The organism is Mameliella sp. AT18 (genome assembly GCF_028807275.1).
Classification (GTDB): Bacteria; Pseudomonadota; Alphaproteobacteria; order Rhodobacterales; family Rhodobacteraceae; genus Antarctobacter; species Antarctobacter albus.
In genome coordinates, this window is sequence record NZ_JARAMO010000225.1 from 1 (window position 1) to 15,833 (window position 15,833).

The window sequence follows — 15,833 nt, forward strand, 5'->3', positions numbered from 1 at the left end:
CCGAGCGGTTGAACATCGCGGTTTCCTGCGTGACCATGCCGATCTGGCTGCGCAGGCTGGTTTGCGTGACCCCCGAAACGTCGGTGCCGTCGATCCGCACCTGCCCGCTTTCACTGTCGTAGAGCCGCAAAAGCAGCGACAAGAGCGTCGACTTGCCCGCGCCCGAGGCCCCGACGATGGCCAGCTTTTCGCCCGGATGGATGGTCAGGTCGATGCCGGACACACCGCCGGTCCGCCCGCCATAGGCAAAATGCACATCGTCGAAGGTGATCTCGCCCTCGCTCACCAGCAGGTCGGTGGCGCCGGGCTTGTCGGTCAGTGCGTGCGACACGCTGAGCGTTGTCATCCCGTCCTCGACCTCGCCGACGTGGCCGTAGATCACCATCAGGGTAAAGCTGATCCAGCCAGTCATCTGCGCCAGCCGGATCGTGACCGCGCCCACGGCGGCGATGTCGCCCGGCGACACGCCCGCGCTGCGCATGGCGATGGCCATGCCCACCATGATGACGGGCAGCATTCCAGCAATGAAGATCAGGCCAAGGCGAAAGGCCGTGGTCGCCTCGCCGAAGTCCAGCGTCTTGCCGCGCAGGTTTTCCATTTCGCCCAGCGCGCGGCGGTCCTCGTGCATGTCGCCGGCGAACAGCTTGACCGTCTTGATGTTGGAAATCGTGTCGACGACCTGGCCCGTCACCATCGCCTGCGCCTCTGCCCGGGCGGCGGAGCGGCGGCGGATAATCGGCAACATCACCCGCAGGAAGGCCAGGTAAAGTGCGAACCACCCGGCCAGCAGCAACAGCATCCCCGGGTGGATCGCGGCCAGCAGAACGGCAGTGCCGATGATGGTCGCCAGCCCGAAGGTGACGGCGTTGACCGTCTCGATCACGATTTCGGTCAAGGATCGCGCGGCCTGCACCATCTTCTGCGCGATGCGGCCCGCGTAATCGTCATCGAAAAAGGTAACGGACTGGCCGATGGTCCAGCGGTAGAGCCGCGCCAGCACCAGCTTGAAGATATTCGGCCCGATCATCACCGATTGGGTCAGCGCCAAACCACCGAACAGCAGCGGGCGTGCGACCAGCAGGATGCCGACCGCCAAGGCGATCAGCCCCATGTGGTCGGAGAGGAAACCGTCCTGCACCGGCCCGCCAACCGCATCGACCACGCGGCCCAGAAGGTACATCGACAGCACCTCTGTCACGCCCGCCAGGGCCGAGATCGCCACCCCCAGCCAGATGATCAACCAACCGCCCCGCAAGGACCAGGTCATGAAGGCGCGCAGCCTGTCGGGCGGCATGCCTTCGGCCTGCCGCTCCGGGTCGATCATGTTGCCCGCGCGTGCGATCAGTTTCTGGAAAAGTGCCTGCATTACTCTGCCGCCTGCGTGTCCGGATCAAGGAAACCGCCCGATTGGCGTGCCCAGAAACTGGCATATAGCCCGCCCTTGGCCAAAAGCGCGTCATGGCTGCCCTCTTCGGCGATCCGCCCCTCGTCCATGACCAGGATGCGGTCCATCTGGGCGATGGTCGACAGGCGGTGCGCGATGGCGATCACCGTCTTGCCCTGCATCATGCCGTAAAGCGTGTCCTGGATCGCGGCCTCGACCTCGGAGTCCAACGCGCTGGTCGCCTCGTCCAGCAGCAGGATCGGCGCGTCCTTGAGGATCACCCGCGCCAGCGTCACCCGCTGCCGCTGCCCGCCGGAGAGTTTCACGCCCCGTTCCCCCACATGGGCGTCATAGCCGGTGCGCCCCTGCGGATCTTCGAGATCCAGGATGAACTCATGCGCCTGCGCCTGTTTCGCCGCCTTCAGCATCTCGGCCTCGCTGGCGTCGGGGCGCCCATACAGGATGTTGTCGCGGACCGAGCGGTGCAGCAGCGCCGAATCCTGCTGCACCATGCCGATGTTCAGCCGCAGGCTGTCCTGCGTGACGCGGGCGATGTCCTGACCGTCGATCAGGATCTCGCCTTTTTCGGCGTCGTAGAACCGCAACAGCAGCTTGACCAGTGTCGTCTTGCCCGCGCCCGACCGGCCAACGAGGCCGATCTTTTCGCCCGGTGCGATATTCAGCGACACCCGGTCCAGCCCGCCCGCGTCGCGTCCGTAGTGATGCGACAGGTTGCGGATCTCGATGGCGCCCGTGTCCATCACCAGCGGCCTTGCGTCCTTGTCATCTACCAATGTCACCGGCTGGGCGATCGTTTCCATCCCCTCGGCCACGACACCAAGGTTCTGAACCAGGTTCGTCATCGCCCACATGATCCAGTAGGTCATGTTGTTCAGCCGAAGCACCATGGCCAGCGCGGCGGCCACCATCCCCTCTGTCGTCAACCCGGCAATCCAGAGCCAGACCGCAAGCGAGGCCACCGCGACGATCATCGCCCCGTTCAGGAAGGTCAGCGAGAAGTCCATGATCGTGACGATCCGCATTTCCCGCATGAAGGTCTTGCGCGCCGTTTCGATGGCCTCGCGGGCATAATCCACCTCGCGGTCGTGATGGGCGAACATCTTGACCGAATGGATGTTGGTGTAGCTGTCCACTACCCGCCCGGTGATCGCGCTGCGGGCATCGGAACTGGCCTTGGAGGCGGGACCGGCCCGCATGATCGTCCAGCGCATCAGCCAAAGATATCCCGCGATCCAGAGGACCAGAGGGATAGCCAGCCGCACATCGAACCCCGACAGCATGATCAACGCGCCGATCAGTGTCGAAACGAAGAAGGCGGCGGCATCCAGCACCTGAAAGGCCGCCTCGCCCGCGGCGGGGGGCGTCTGCATGATACGGTTGGCGATGCGGCCCGCGAAATCGTTTTCGAACCAGCCAACCGACTGCCGCAGGACGTGCCGGTGCGACCGCCAGCGGATCAACGTCCCCAGGTTGGGCAGGATCGTGTTGTGCAGGAACGCCATGTCGACGCCCGAAACGATGGTGCGCAGCACCAGCACCCAAAGCGCGGCCAGCGCGAATTCCATCCCGTATTGCGGCAGGATCTGGTCGGGCGTGCCCTGCGCCAGGAGATCGACGATCCGGGCCATATACCAGATCAGAAGGACCTCGCTGGCGGCGACAACCATCTTGAACAGGACGGCCACGGCCATGATCCGGCGGAAGGGGTAAAGGTACTCGCGCATGAAGGGCCACAGGCGCGTGGGCGGCCGATCGGTCGGCGTGTAGTCAAGATAGGGATCGACGAGGTTTTCAAAGAAACGGAACATACCGGGCGCTCCTTGGAGCATTTTGACAATGATAAGGGTAAAGCGGGGCTGCCAGTGGCCGACCCGCGCGTGCAGACCGGCTCAGGCGAAGCTGATCAGGATCCTGTCACGCACCATCATGTCTCCCGGGAATTACATGAGTCGATCATGTATTAGGCCAGATTTCCCGGCCTGTCACCCCTCGTCGAGCCAGTTCCGCAGGGCGGCGCCATCGGGCGCGAAATCCTGCGCAATCCAGTGATCCTCGGCCCGGCGCAGCGCCTCGCCCAGCGCGGCGCCCTGGTAGGCTGGCATCAAATGCTTGGCCTTCAAGGGGAATTTGGCCTGCGCCCCGCGCGACAGCTCTGCCGGCAGATCGGGCGGCATCGGCATGCCCAGGCTGGCGGCCCGCAGGACCATCACGATCTGAGCCGCCTGGCTGCCGTGGCGGTAGGCAAGCTCTGCCGGGCCTTCGGTCCCGGACATCAGTGCGCGGAACAGCTCCAGCTCGCGCTGCTGGGACCTCGACAGGCGCAACGCGGCCCCGTCGAAATACCCCATGACCGCCATGCGGGCCATCGGATCGGGCGTCATGCCCTGTTCCGCCTCAAGCAGCAGGTAGGGGCCCAGCGCCGTGATACTCGCCCCCGGCAGGACATGGGCCAGCACGCCCAGCCGTTCCATCACCGAGACGGACACCAGCGGATCGGGCGCCTTGAGCAGCTTGACCAGTTCCACGCCGACCCGTTCGCGCGACAGCACGTCCAGACCGTCGAGATTGGCAGCAATGGCGGCCAGCGCCTCGGGGTCCATCCCGGCCTCGGGATCGCCGTACCAGGCAGTGAACCGGAAAAAGCGCAAAATGCGCAGGTAATCCTCGCGGATGCGGGTGTCGGCATCCAGGATAAAGCGGAAGTGCCGCGCCTCGAGGTCCGGCAAGCCGCCCAGCGGATCGACCAGCGTGCCGCGCCGGTCGGCGTAGAGCGCGTTCATGGTAAAGTCGCGCCGCACGGCATCCTCGTGCACGTCATCGGCAAAGCGCACCACGGCCCGCCGGCCATCGGTTTCCACGTCGGCACGGAATGTCGTGACCTCGAACCCCTCGCCATCGGCGACCACCGTCACCGTGCCGTGGTCGATCCCCGTCGGTACGACCTTCAGCCCGGCGGCCCGCGCGAGTTCCATCACCCGTTCCGGGCGCGCGTCCGTGGAAATGTCCACGTCGCTGACCGGCACAGCCAAGAGCGCGTTGCGCACGCAGCCACCGACCGCATAGGCAAGGTGCCCCCCGTCTTCGAGCAGCCCCATGACCACCTGCGTCGCGGGCGAATCCAGCCAATCTCCGGTGACGCGGGTCATGGCTGCACCCTTTCCGCCAGCGCCCGCAGCATCCGCGCCGTGGCCCCCCAGATGTAATAGGGCCCAAACGGCACCGTGTAATACAGCCGCCGTTGCCCGCGCCAGCGCCGCCACTGCACCGAATAGCGTTCGGGATCAGTGACATGGGCGTAGGGCACGGCAAAGACCTCGTCGACCTCGCCGGGTTCCGGCATCGGCGTGAAATCACCATGCACCAGCCCGATGACCGGCGTCACCACGAAGCCGGTCACCGTCTCATGCGGCGGCAACGTGCCCAGCACCTCGACCTGACCGGGGTCCAGCGCCACTTCCTCCTGCGCCTCGCGCAGGGCGGCCGCCACCTCGTCGGCATCGCCCGGATCGACCTTGCCGCCCGGAAAGGCGATCTGGCCGGGATGGTGTTTCAAGCGGCTGGAGCGTTTGGTCAGGATCAGGTCCAGCCCGTTCGCGCCGGGGCGAAAGGCCGCCAGCACGCCCGCCGGGCGCAGCTTGCGACCCTCGGGCAGGACAATCTTGGGGTTCAGGTCGAAATCCGACGAGGGCGCCCCGGGCGCATCAGGCGCCCGGCGCAACCGCGCTTCCTGTTCATTCCGTGTCATTGGCCGCGTCATCGGACCCATCGGCCTCGAACCCTACGCTGGCAGGGTCCAGCGTGTAATGTGCGCCGCAGAACTGGCAATCCGCCGTCACCAGCCCTTCGTCCGTGGTCATCTTCTCGATGTCCCGGGCCGAGTAGATCGACAGGCTCTGGCGCACGCGATCCTCGGAGCAGGTACAGCCGAAACGCACCGGCTGCGCATCGTAGACGCGCGGCTGTTCCTCGTGGAACAGGCGCAACAACAGCTCTGTCGGCGGCACGGTCGGGCCGATCAGCTCCATTTCCTCCAGCGTATGCAGGTGGCTGTTGACCCGGTTCCAGTTTTCCTCGTTGTCGCCGCTGAGCAGATCCTCGGCCTGCAGCAACCCTTCGTCACCAGACCCGCCTTCGCCGCTGGCAAAGGGCGAGGCCTTGGGCATATGCTGCAGCATGATGCCCCCCGCACGCCAATGTTCGGCCACGCCCGGTTCGGTCGACCGGCCATAGGACAGGGCAAAGGTGGTGGGCAGCTGTTCGGACTGCGCAAAATAGGCGGCGGCGCAATCCGACAGGCTGCTGCCCGCGATGGGGGTGATGCCCTGGTAGGGTTGCATCCCCTTGCCCTGGTCGATCAGGATCGCGAAATAGCCCGAGCCAAGCTGCTGGAACGGCGGCGCGTCGGTGATCCGGTCCCGGTCGAAGCTGGCGTAGGCCCGGATACGCGCCGGCTGGCCTTCTTCCTCGGGGCCGAAGTAATCGGTGGCGATCATCCGCACCGGGCCGTTCGTCTGCACCTGCAGCGACAGTTTCCAGCGCAGCTTGATGGTCTGGCCGATCAGCGCGGTCAACAGTGCCATCTCGGCCACCAGTGCCTCGACCGGGGCGGGGTAATCGTGCTGTTTCAGAACGCCGGACAGCACGCCGTCAAGCCGGGCGACCCGGCCGCGCATGTCCGAACGGTCAAGCTGAAAGGGTAGGACGGTGTCGTCCCAGGCGAGTTTGTTGCCGATGCTCATGGGGTTTCCTTGTCTGCCTTTGGCTGGCATATCGCGACCATATAAGAGGAATGAACCCGGACGCAAAGGGGGCCAGGGATGACACCCAGGATCGGCACGCCGCCGGAACCCGGTCGGCGCTATACCCTGCGGCCCGGCGTCTATGCCATCCTGCCCCGCGCCGGGCGCCTGTTGCTGACGCTGCAGGCCGACCCGGGACCAGAGGTGCAACTGCCCGGCGGCGGCATCGACCCGGGGGAACATCCGCTGACCGCCCTGCACCGCGAGGTGTTCGAGGAAACCGGCTGGCGAATCGCCCGGCCGCGCCGGCTGGGTGCCTTCCGGCGGTTCACCTTCATGCCGGAATACGATCTCTGGGCGGAAAAGCTCTGCGTGATCTACACGGCGCAGCCGGTGCGGCCGCACGGACCCCCGACAGAGGCCGGGCATACCGCGATCTGGCGCAGCCCCGAGATGGCGGTGCAAGAGCTTGGCAATCGCGGCGACAGCAGCTTTGTCCGGGAGTTCTGCCTGCGGAACGTCAGGCCCTGGCGTCCCTGAGCACGTCGTATTCCAGCAGCGCGGCAGAAACGTCATCGCCCAGTTTCGCGGCGCTTTCCATCTGCTGTGTCAGGCGCCAGAACATGTCCTCCAGCAGGTCCGGCCCACTGCCGGTGCGGGCGCTTTCGCGAAAGATCTCGACCAGGCCATCGTCGCCCAGCATCTCGCCGTTCTTCATCACCGCCTCGGTGAACCCGTCGGAATAAAGCAGCAGGCGGTCCCCGGACTGCAGCTGGAAATCGTGCTGGTCATAGCTGACCTCGTCGACCAGGCCGATGGGCAGCCCGCCATCCCCGATGAAGTCATGGCTGCCATCCGCCCGCAGCAAAAGCGGCGGCGAATGCCCGGCCTGCACCATGCGCATCCGCCCCGAGGCAAGATCGGCCGCGACATAGGCCATCGTCAGGTATTCTTCGACCCCGGGATCGGCGGCCAGCCGCTGGTTCAGCATCTGCGCCGTCTCTGCCGGTTCGCGCATGGCGTAGAACCGATCGAACCGGCGTTCCAGGGCGACATTCTGTTCCGGAAAGGTCGATGACAGATAGCCCGCCACCCGCGCCGTCACCATCGCCGAGGTGATGCCGTGGCCCGAGACGTCGATACTGTAGAGACCCAGCCGCCCGAACCCCGGCTTGAACACGCCCACCAGGTCACCGCCGACATGACCGCAGGGCCTGAGCAGCAGGCTGACGCGAGACGTCAGGACCTCGCAGATACGTTCGGGGACCAGCGATTGCTGGATCGTGCGCGCCTGGCGCAGGTCGTTGTCTATGGCGGTGTGGATCTCACGCAACTCCTCCAGCGCGTCCGAGACCTGGCGGTTCTTTTCCGACAGCTGCCGTTCCATCGACACGATGCGTTCTCCAGCCTTGATCCGCGCGCGCAATTCGTGCGCGTTGACCGGCTTGGTCAGGAAATCATCGGCGCCCGCGTCCAGCCCCTTGGCAATGTCGCCTTTCTCGCTCTTGGAGGTGAGCAGGATGAAATAGCCGTATCCATTCTGGGACAGGCCCCTGAAATGGCGACAGAATTCCAAGCCCGTCATGCCCGGCATCATCCAGTCCGAAAGGATCAGATCCGGCGGCGTCCGGCGCACGATTTCCAGCGCCTGGTGCCCGGAGTCGGCGGTCATCACCTCGTACCCCCAGCGGCGGACCATCGTCTCGACCATCTTCAGCTGGGCGCGGCTGTCATCGACCACCAGCACGCGCTGAATAGCGCCTGTCAGCCCGGACGGGATACTGGTGCTCTGGGTCTGCAATTCGTGCCCCTGTTGGCGTTTCCAATGCCGCGGTTTCTAAGCTCCGTTCCTTAACGCGGCCTGAACGATAAAATGCGCCGCATTCCTTCGCCGCCCCGGCACAAACGGAAAGGCAGCCTTTACCTGCGCAGATTAGACAGGGCGCACAAAGGGGCCACGGCCTCTTTCACCGGCGTGTTTTCCGCAGGAGGTCAGGGAATGATTGATTGGTCGCGTGTCGACGAGCTGGTCGATGAAATCGGCGCCGAAGATTTCGCCGAGGTTGTCGACCTGTTCCTGGACGAGGTTGAAATCGCCATCGTCGCGCTGGAGAAATGCGAAGGCAATCCGGTGGTGACAGAGGAACAGATGCACTTCCTCAAGGGCGCTTCGCTGAACCTTGGGTTCGCGGAACTGGCCCAACTGTGTCTGAAGGGAGAAAAATCCGCCGCCTCGGGCGCGCCGGACACCGTCAGCCCGGCACAGGTCCGCGACACGTTCGAATCCTCGCGCCGCAAGTTCGAACAGGATCTGCCCGGTCGACTTGCCGCCTGACAGGCAAAGCGCAACCCCACAAAGCGAATCCCGGCTGCTCAGATCCGGCGGTGCAGTTCTGACAGGTCACGCGGCGGACCGTCTGCAAAGGCCCCGCGCCGCAACCGGCGCATGCCGTCTATCCAACGGTCCATGTCCGCGGCCCGGCGCCGCGCAAACTCCGCGGCCTCCGGATGCGGCAGGATCAGGAACCGCTGCTCTCTCAGCCCCTGCAACACATGGTCCGCAACCGCTTCGGGTGTCAGGACGCCCTCGGGCCGGTCCTCTTCCCCAACCCCGTACCCCAAAAGCGGAGTCGCGACATACAGCGGACAGACGACAGCGACGCGGATACCCTCGTCGCCATGTTCGATCGCCAGGGATTGCGCCAAGCTGACGGCGGCATGTTTGCTGGCCGAATAGGGAGCATCGCCGATCTGCGACAACAGCCCCGCCGCCGAGGCGACATTGACCAGCCAGCCCTCGCCCCGTTCCCGCATACCGGGCAGGACAAGCCGCGCGGCCCGCAGATGCGCCATGACATGCAGATCCCAACTGTCCTGCCACTGGTCATCCGGCGCGCTGCAGGGCCCCTCCATCGCGCCCCGCGAAAAGCCCGCGTTCGAGATCAGCATGTCGACCCCGCCCATCGCCGCCTGCGCGCCCGCGACAAGCGCAGCGATCTGCCCGGGGTCACGCAGATCGGCGGCAAAGGCCTCGCCCCCCAGGTCCCGCGCAACCCTGTCCAGATCCGGCCCGGCCCTGTCGGTCAGGAACAGCCGCGCGCTCTCTGCTGCCAAGGCCCGGGCCAGCGCAAGGCCGATCCCCTGTGCCGCGCCGGTCAGCAGAACGCGCCGCCCGGCAAACATCAGATCACGAACTGGGCGAGGATCTCGTCCTCGGTGATGTCCTGGTAGGTGAACCCCTGCGCATCCAGCTGGGCAAACAGCTTGGCGAAATTCTCGGGCGCCGAGGTCTCGATCCCGATCAGGACAGAGCCGAAGTTGCGCGCGGATTTCTTGAGGTATTCGAATCGCGCGATGTCATCCTCGGGACCCAACAGGCCCAGGAAATCCTTGAGCGCACCGGGCCGCTGCGGCAGGCGCAGGATGAAGTACTTCTTGACCCCCGAATAGCGCTGCCCGCGTTCCTTGACCTCTGGCAGGCGTTCGAAATCGAAATTCCCGCCCGAGGTGATACAGACCACCGTCCGCCCGGAGATCCCCTGGCCGAGGTCCTGCAGCGCATCGACCGAGAGCGCCCCGGCGGGTTCCAGAACGATTCCCTCGACGTTCAGCATTTCCAGGATGGTCAGGCAAAGCCTGTCCTCGTTGATCGTAAGGGTATTGGCCAGGCCCACGCCCTTGAGCCGGTCAAAGGTCCGCTCACCAATCCGGGCCACAGCGGCGCCATCGGCAAAGGTGTTCACCTGTGGCAGGGCCACGGGCCGCCCGGCCTGCAGCGCCGCGCGCAGGCAGGCCCCGCCCGAGGGCTCGACAAAGGTATATTGCACCGAATTGCCGAAATAGCTGAGCACGCCCGAGGACAAGCCGCCGCCGCCCACCGGAATCACCAGGTGGTCGGGCGCGCGGCCCAGCTGCTGTTCAATCTCGACCGCGACGCTGGCCTGCCCCTCGATCACGTCGTCATCGTCGAAGGGAGACAGGAAATGCCCACCCTCCTGCGCGCAGAACGCCTGCGCCGCCTTCAGGCAATCGTCGAAATAATCCCCGATCAGGCGGATCTCGATACTGTCGCCGCCGAACATCCGCGTCTTCTGGATCTTCTGCTGTGGCGTCGTCACGGGCATGAAGATCACGCCCGTCACCCCGAAATGCCGGCACATATAGGCCACGCCCTGCGCGTGGTTGCCGGCAGAAGCACAGACGAAGAGGATTTCCCCCTCCGCCTTGCGCATGGCGTTGAAGGCCCCGCGCAGCTTGTAGCTGCGGACGGGGCTGAGATCCTCGCGTTTCAGCAGCACCTCGGCGCCGAACCGTTCGGAAAGATGGGCATTGCGCAAGAGCGGCGTCGGCGGAAAGACGTCGCGCATGGCGGCCTCGGCGGCGCGGACCTGGTCCTGGAAACGTGTCATGGCCCAGAAGTGACCCAAGCCCCGCGCCTGCGCAAGTCAGTCGATGTCGCGGCCCTCGACGCAGACACCGTAAAGCGTGGTCAGGACCGAGATCCCGATCATCGTCGCGAACCAGCCGACAACGACGCTGTAGACAAGGTTGATCAGCGAATGCGGGTCGGGGTTCAGCATCGCGGGCAGTTGCACCGCCACCACCATGCCCGTCACCAGCAGCGTCAGCACCACCATCGCCTCCTGGTCCTTGCCGGTCGCGGCCCAGGCCTCGCGCAGGGTCATCTTGCGGTCAATGGCGCCGGCGGGCAGCATCACCCCGAAGCGGAAGAACAGGTAGACCGCCAGCGCCACGACCATCAACATCAGCGGCAGGCCCAGCGCGGGCGCCATCGCCATGACCGCCGTCACCGGGATCAGCGCGGCCACCAGCGCCACGACCACCAGCAGGGCAATCATCACCGACCGGCCCAGGTAGGCCAGCACCAGCCCTCCGTGCCAGGGCGGCACCGCACCGTCGGGTTCCTCTCCGGTCAGGACATAGCGGTGCCAGGCCACGGCGATCCACAGGCTGGCGACAATCGCCAGGATCGAGGTCGCGAGAACCATCATCGCCATGCCCGGGTTGATCACTGTCGCGGTCGACCCCTGGGCCGGGGCGGCCAGCAGCACCAGCACCTGGTTCAGCGCCTGCACGGCATAGAGGACCGCCGACAGGCGAAAGGCCGCTTCGAGGTTGTTGAGCACCATGCGGAACGAATGTCTGAAAATCTGCCAGCCGCGCATCGCGCACCTTTCCGAAACAATCCGGCTTCAGGGGGTAGCACGCCGAGAGGTGGCGTCAACGCCCCTTCCTTGCAGGCTCCCTGAAAACAGGCTAATCCGCCCGCCAAACTGCCCCAAAGGACATGATCCATGACAGCGCCCAAGAAAGTTGTGCTCGCCTATTCCGGCGGCCTCGACACCTCGATCATCCTGAAATGGCTGCAGACGGAATACGGCTGCGAAGTGGTGACCTTTACCGCGGACCTCGGTCAGGGCGAAGAGCTGGAGCCCGCCCGCGAAAAGGCGCTGATGCTGGGGATCAAGCCCGAGAACATCTACATCGAGGACGTGCGCGAGGAATTCGTGCGGGATTTCGTCTTTCCGATGTTCCGCGCCAACGCCGTCTACGAGGGGCTGTACCTGCTGGGAACCTCCATCGCCCGCCCGCTGATTTCCAAGCGGCTGGTCGAGATCGCCGAGGAAACCGGTGCCGACGCCGTCGCCCACGGTGCCACCGGCAAGGGCAATGACCAGGTGCGTTTTGAACTGAGCGCCGCCGCGCTGAACCCCGACATCAAGGTGATCGCGCCCTGGCGCGAGTGGGACCTGAACTCGCGCACCGCGCTGCTGGACTTTGCCGAAAAGAACCAGATCCCGATCGCCAAGGACAAGCGCGGCGAGGCGCCCTTCTCTGTCGATGCGAACCTGCTGCACACCTCGTCGGAGGGCCGCGTGCTGGAAGACCCGGCAGAAGAGGCGCCCGAATACGTGCACCTGCGCACCGTGAACCCCGAGGATGCGCCCGACACGCCCGAGGTGATCGAGATCACCTTTGAAAAGGGCGACGCGGTGGCCATCAACGGCGAGGCCATGTCCCCCGCCACGATCCTGACCAAGCTGAACGACTACGGCCGCACCCACGGCATCGGGCGGCTGGACTTCGTCGAGAACCGTTTTGTCGGCATGAAGTCGCGCGGCATCTACGAAACCCCCGGCGGCACGATCCTGCTCGAGGCGCACCGCGGCATCGAACAGATCACGCTGGACAGCGGCGCGGGCCACCTCAAGGACAGCCTGATGCCGCGCTACGCGGAACTGATCTACAACGGTTTCTGGTACTCGCCGGAACGCGAGATGCTGCAGGCGGCCATCGACACCTCGCAGCAATTGGTCTCGGGCACCGTGCGTCTGAAGCTCTACAAGGGCTCGGTCCGCTGCATCGGTCGCTGGTCCGAGAACTCGCTCTACTCCGAGGCCCATGTGACCTTCGAGGACGATGCCGGCGCCTACGACCAGAAGGACGCCGAGGGCTTCATCACCCTCAACGCCTTGCGCCTGCGCCTGCTGGCGGCGCGCAAGCGGCGTCTTGGCTGAGCTGTCTGAATTCGTCACGTCCCAGGCCCCGGTCTGGGACGACGTGCTGCGCGAGTTGCGCGCGGGCCGGAAGACCTCGCACTGGATCTGGTGGGTCTTTCCGCAGCTGGCCATCCTGGGCCGCTCGCATCGCGCGCGGCATTTCGGGCTGTCAGGGCTGGACGAGGCCGCAGCCTACCTTGCCCACCCGGTACTTGGCCCCCGGCTGGTCGAGGTCTCGCAGATCCTTCTGACCCATGCGGAGACGGATCCGGAAACGATCCTTGGCGCGGTCGACGCGCTCAAGGTGCGGTCCTGCATGACCCTGTTCGAGGCGGTCCCCGGTGCGCCGGAGGTCTTTGCCGAGGTGCTGGACCGGATGTATGACGGCGCCCGCTGCCCGATCACGCGCGAGGCGATCGGCTGAAACGCATCCTGAACACATGAAGGCCGCCCAGGTCCGGGAAACCGGGACCTGGACGGCCGTTCACCGTGCCAAATACGCAGGCACGTGCCTGCCGTGTAACCTGCGGCAGGTGCCGGGCCGGGGTTGAGACGAGGTGACCCGGCGAAAGCCCTTACTGGGCGGTGATGGTGGTCATCACCAGGTTGCCGTCCATGCGGATCGGGCCGTCTTCCTTGGCGCCCAGCGTGTATTCGAAGATACCGGTGGTCATGCCACCGTCTTCGCCGTGAACCATGAGCATCAGCATGTCACCGGCGGCGACTTCCTCGGTCAGGATCGCGGCGACATCCATGTTCTCGCCCTTGCGCAGCGGCGCATGGCCGACAACCGGGCCCGGTTTCATGTCTTCGCCGGTACGGTGCACCACCAGCCAGCCGTTGGCGGGCGCGACAACCTTGGACGCGGAAACGGTGCCCTCTGCAACGCTCTGGTCAGCGGCTTCGACCATCGGGGCCATGCCGTGGCCGCCGGCAAAGGCAGTGCCTGCGACACAGATGAGGGCGGCGGTCATAATCTTGAAATTCATACATTTTCTCCCAGTTCTACTCTACGCCGACAAAGCTGTTTTTCGGCGTGTGGTGCCCTGAATCACGAACCCTCTCCGAAAAAGTTTCAGCACGGATGAATTTTTTCGAGAAAAGTCACGTCTCGCTCACCTTCGGGTGAGACCCTCTCGGGGCGGATTGCCAGACAGGGGGGCACCGGGGCAGGCTTTGGGAAAAGGAGGACCTGCCATGCCCCGTCTCGTATCCATCCGTCCCGCCCTGCTCTGCCTTCTTCTCGCACTTGGCCTGGGAACAACGGCCCAGACCGCCCGCGCCGCCGAGATCATCGTGGCCGGCGGCTGCTTCTGGTGCGTCGAGGCGGATTTCGAAAAAGTCCGCGGCGTGAGCGAGGCGGTGTCCGGATACACCGGCGGGCGCACCGCCAACCCGACCTACAAGCAGGTCAGCAGGGGCGGAACCGGCCATTACGAGGCCGTCAGGATCAGTTTCAATCCCGGCTCGGTCTCTGTCCGCCAGCTGTACGACATGTTCTTCCGCTCGGTCGATCCGACCGACGCGGGGGGCCAGTTCTGTGACCGTGGCGAAAGCTATCGCACCGCGATCTTCTACACGGATGCCGCCCAGAAATCCGCCGCCGAAGCCGCCAAGGCAGAGGCGGAAAAGGCGCTGGGCCAGCGGATCGTCACCCCGATCCTGCCCGCCAAACGCTTTTACCGGGCCGAGGATTATCACCAGGACTACTACAAGGGCAGCCAGCGCATCGTCACCCGGTTTGGCATCGTCAAGCAACGCGACGCCTACAAACGCTACCGCGACGGATGCGGCCGAGACCAGCGTGTGAAACAGCTTTGGGGCAACGCCGCACCTTTCGTGAACTGACCCGTGGATCGGCATCAATCGGCCGCTTTCCCCCGCTCACATGACGCAATGCATGGCCTGCATTAAGCTGGATGGACCGGATCGGCAGCGATCCGGTCCTTGTATGTATTGAAGAGCGAATTGGAGAGAAGGCAAAATGGCGAATTTCACCATTACAGGCTACAACACGACCGCCAGAACATTGACCGGGGCGGAACTTGGCGTCGTCACCAAGGACGGTGAGCTGATCATCACGAACGACGAGGCCATCACCCTGTCCGGAGTCGGGCTCAACTACTTGTCTGTAAACGGGTCGGTCCAGACCGTTTCCAACGCTTCCTTGACGGCCATCGAGATGTCCGGAGAAGGCAGCATCATGCTGTTTGGTCCGCATGCGACGATCATTTCGTTGAACGGAAACGCCGTGGCCGGCGACGTGTCAGAAAACTTCGAGCTGGACAATGCAGGTACGATCCTTGCGGGCAGCAGCGGCATCATCGTCACCGAGTCAGATGGAAGCATAGCCAGTCGGATCTCGAACAGCGGGCGCATTCATGCCGACGGCAGCGGAATCATCCTGGCATCCGGCAACACGACGGTACGTGTCGTGAACACCGGCGAAATCATCGGGACAACGGGCACCGGCATCATCGTCAACGCCAACGTGGGCCAGACAGGCGGCTCTGTCATCAACAATGCCGGCTATATCTATGGGTCATCAAGGGCCTTCCTGGGTGGCGAAGGCGCTGATTGGATTTTCAACAGCGGCACCTTCGATGGCGACATCCTGCTGTTCAGCGGAAATGACCGTTACGAAGGGGGCGCCGGAGTCGCGACCGGGGTGATCGAAGGTGACAGCGGAGAGGATACCATCGCCGGCGGGGACGCTCCGGACACGATGGAGGGCGGCACGGAAGACGACCTGCTGGTCGGGCGCGGCGGAGATGACAACCTGTCCGGCGACAACGGCAACGACACGCTCTTGGGCGGTGACGGCAACGATCTGCTGGATGGCGGTTCGGATGACGACGTGATCACCGGCAACGCGGGCGACGACACGATGGCAGGCGGCATCGGCGATGACATCCTGGTGGGACAGGACGGCTCTGACCGGCTCGAAGGCGGCAGCCAGAACGACACGATGGACGGCGGCGCCGGGAATGACACGCTGGAAGGGGATGATGGCAACGACATCCTGCGTGGCCGCTCCGGCGAGGATGAACTGGCCGGGGGTCCGGGGCGCGATTTTCTGACGGGGGGCACGGGGGCGGACCAGTTCGTGTTCCGCGCGGCGGCCAATACGGTGCCCGGTGCCAACCGCGACCAGATCCTGGACTTTGA

General features: G+C 65.0%; 16 protein-coding genes. 6 read left to right on the forward strand and 10 right to left on the reverse strand.

Going from position 1 to position 15,833, the window contains the following annotated elements; genetic code table 11:
• From PVW46_RS19685 to hslO, 5 genes are all read right to left on the reverse strand, one after another.
• A partial coding sequence (locus PVW46_RS19685) for an ABC transporter transmembrane domain-containing protein (RefSeq protein ID WP_274577254.1) occupies window positions 1-1,366 on the reverse strand: 1,366 nt, incomplete at its 3' end.
• Entirely contained in the window at window positions 1,366-3,213 is a 1,848-nt protein-coding gene (locus PVW46_RS19690) for an ABC transporter ATP-binding protein (protein WP_069211150.1), read from the reverse strand. The genes PVW46_RS19685 and PVW46_RS19690, both read right to left, overlap by 1 nt.
• A gap of 174 nt (window positions 3,214-3,387) precedes the next feature.
• The gene (locus tag PVW46_RS19695; RefSeq protein ID WP_069211151.1) at window positions 3,388-4,551 is read right to left on the reverse strand and encodes a CCA tRNA nucleotidyltransferase; all 1,164 of its coding nucleotides are present in this window, start codon (window positions 4,549-4,551) and stop codon (window positions 3,388-3,390) included.
• The gene (locus tag PVW46_RS19700; RefSeq protein ID WP_069211152.1) at window positions 4,548-5,150 is read right to left on the reverse strand and encodes a CoA pyrophosphatase; all 603 of its coding nucleotides are present in this window, start codon (window positions 5,148-5,150) and stop codon (window positions 4,548-4,550) included. Before PVW46_RS19700 ends, PVW46_RS19695 begins: the two co-directional genes overlap by 4 nt.
• A complete protein-coding gene (gene hslO / locus PVW46_RS19705) occupies window positions 5,137-6,144 on the reverse strand; it encodes an Hsp33 family molecular chaperone HslO (protein ID WP_069211153.1) in 1,008 nt (335 codons plus the stop codon). Before hslO ends, PVW46_RS19700 begins: the two co-directional genes overlap by 14 nt.
• Window positions 6,145-6,222: 78 nt before the next feature.
• Between hslO and PVW46_RS19710 the strand changes: the two genes are divergently transcribed.
• Window positions 6,223-6,684: an NUDIX domain-containing protein gene (locus tag PVW46_RS19710; RefSeq protein WP_069211154.1), complete on the forward strand. Its 462-nt coding sequence runs from the start codon at window positions 6,223-6,225 to the stop codon at window positions 6,682-6,684.
• Here PVW46_RS19710 and PVW46_RS19715 read toward each other — a convergent pair.
• The gene (locus PVW46_RS19715) at window positions 6,665-7,945 is read right to left on the reverse strand and encodes a PP2C family protein-serine/threonine phosphatase (RefSeq protein WP_069211155.1); all 1,281 of its coding nucleotides are present in this window, start codon (window positions 7,943-7,945) and stop codon (window positions 6,665-6,667) included. The two genes, PVW46_RS19710 and PVW46_RS19715, sit on opposite strands and share 20 nt — an antisense overlap.
• A gap of 198 nt (window positions 7,946-8,143) precedes the next feature.
• On the opposite strand from PVW46_RS19715, the gene PVW46_RS19720 reads away from it, so the two are divergent.
• On the forward strand, window positions 8,144-8,479 hold the full coding sequence (locus PVW46_RS19720; RefSeq protein WP_043142798.1) for a histidine kinase: 336 nt from the start codon (window positions 8,144-8,146) through the stop codon (window positions 8,477-8,479).
• A gap of 38 nt (window positions 8,480-8,517) precedes the next feature.
• Here PVW46_RS19720 and PVW46_RS19725 read toward each other — a convergent pair whose 3' ends face one another.
• The 3 genes from PVW46_RS19725 to PVW46_RS19735 are packed head-to-tail and all read right to left on the reverse strand — an operon-like array spanning window position 8,518 to window position 11,294.
• Complete coding sequence (locus PVW46_RS19725) at window positions 8,518-9,327, reverse strand: SDR family NAD(P)-dependent oxidoreductase (RefSeq protein WP_069211156.1); 810 nt, start codon at window positions 9,325-9,327, stop codon at window positions 8,518-8,520.
• The gene (gene ilvA, locus PVW46_RS19730; protein ID WP_069211157.1) at window positions 9,327-10,553 is read right to left on the reverse strand and encodes a threonine ammonia-lyase IlvA; all 1,227 of its coding nucleotides are present in this window, start codon (window positions 10,551-10,553) and stop codon (window positions 9,327-9,329) included. Before ilvA ends, PVW46_RS19725 begins: the two co-directional genes overlap by 1 nt.
• Window positions 10,554-10,589: 36 nt before the next feature.
• Entirely contained in the window at window positions 10,590-11,294 is a 705-nt protein-coding gene (locus tag PVW46_RS19735) for a hypothetical protein (RefSeq protein WP_245188950.1), read from the reverse strand.
• A 165-nt stretch (window positions 11,295-11,459) separates the two neighbouring features.
• On the opposite strand from PVW46_RS19735, the gene PVW46_RS19740 reads away from it, so the two are divergent.
• The gene (locus PVW46_RS19740) at window positions 11,460-12,683 is read left to right on the forward strand and encodes an argininosuccinate synthase (protein ID WP_069211158.1); all 1,224 of its coding nucleotides are present in this window, start codon (window positions 11,460-11,462) and stop codon (window positions 12,681-12,683) included.
• Window positions 12,676-13,089: a DUF1810 domain-containing protein gene (locus PVW46_RS19745; protein WP_069211159.1), complete on the forward strand. Its 414-nt coding sequence runs from the start codon at window positions 12,676-12,678 to the stop codon at window positions 13,087-13,089. Before PVW46_RS19740 ends, PVW46_RS19745 begins: the two co-directional genes overlap by 8 nt.
• 151 nt (window positions 13,090-13,240) lie before the next feature.
• Here PVW46_RS19745 and PVW46_RS19750 read toward each other — a convergent pair whose 3' ends face one another.
• Complete coding sequence (locus PVW46_RS19750; protein ID WP_043142810.1) at window positions 13,241-13,654, reverse strand: DUF7282 domain-containing protein; 414 nt, start codon at window positions 13,652-13,654, stop codon at window positions 13,241-13,243.
• A gap of 208 nt (window positions 13,655-13,862) precedes the next feature.
• Here PVW46_RS19750 and msrA point away from each other — a divergent pair, with 208 nt between their 5' ends.
• Both msrA and PVW46_RS19760 read left to right on the forward strand, forming a co-directional pair.
• A complete protein-coding gene (gene msrA, locus PVW46_RS19755; RefSeq protein ID WP_069211160.1) occupies window positions 13,863-14,513 on the forward strand; it encodes a peptide-methionine (S)-S-oxide reductase MsrA in 651 nt (216 codons plus the stop codon).
• 136 nt (window positions 14,514-14,649) lie between these two features.
• Window positions 14,650-15,833: calcium-binding protein (locus tag PVW46_RS19760; RefSeq protein WP_274577269.1), on the forward strand; the 1,184-nt coding region annotated here is incomplete at its 3' end.

Coding starts and splice junctions, on each gene's coding strand:
- PVW46_RS19690 (WP_069211150.1), bottom strand. CDS start 3,213: ATGTTCCGTTTCTTTGAAAACCTCGTCGATCCCTATCTTGACTACACG.
- PVW46_RS19695 (WP_069211151.1), bottom strand. CDS start 4,551: ATGACCCGCGTCACCGGAGATTGGCTGGATTCGCCCGCGACGCAGGTG.
- PVW46_RS19700 (WP_069211152.1), bottom strand. CDS start 5,150: ATGACACGGAATGAACAGGAAGCGCGGTTGCGCCGGGCGCCTGATGCG.
- hslO (WP_069211153.1), bottom strand. CDS start 6,144: ATGAGCATCGGCAACAAACTCGCCTGGGACGACACCGTCCTACCCTTT.
- PVW46_RS19710 (WP_069211154.1), top strand. CDS start 6,223: ATGACACCCAGGATCGGCACGCCGCCGGAACCCGGTCGGCGCTATACC.
- PVW46_RS19720 (WP_043142798.1), top strand. CDS start 8,144: ATGATTGATTGGTCGCGTGTCGACGAGCTGGTCGATGAAATCGGCGCC.
- PVW46_RS19725 (WP_069211156.1), bottom strand. CDS start 9,327: ATGTTTGCCGGGCGGCGCGTTCTGCTGACCGGCGCGGCACAGGGGATC.
- ilvA (WP_069211157.1), bottom strand. CDS start 10,553: ATGACACGTTTCCAGGACCAGGTCCGCGCCGCCGAGGCCGCCATGCGC.
- PVW46_RS19735 (WP_245188950.1), bottom strand. CDS start 11,294: ATGGTGCTCAACAACCTCGAAGCGGCCTTTCGCCTGTCGGCGGTCCTC.
- PVW46_RS19740 (WP_069211158.1), top strand. CDS start 11,460: ATGACAGCGCCCAAGAAAGTTGTGCTCGCCTATTCCGGCGGCCTCGAC.
- PVW46_RS19750 (WP_043142810.1), bottom strand. CDS start 13,654: ATGAATTTCAAGATTATGACCGCCGCCCTCATCTGTGTCGCAGGCACT.
- msrA (WP_069211160.1), top strand. CDS start 13,863: ATGCCCCGTCTCGTATCCATCCGTCCCGCCCTGCTCTGCCTTCTTCTC.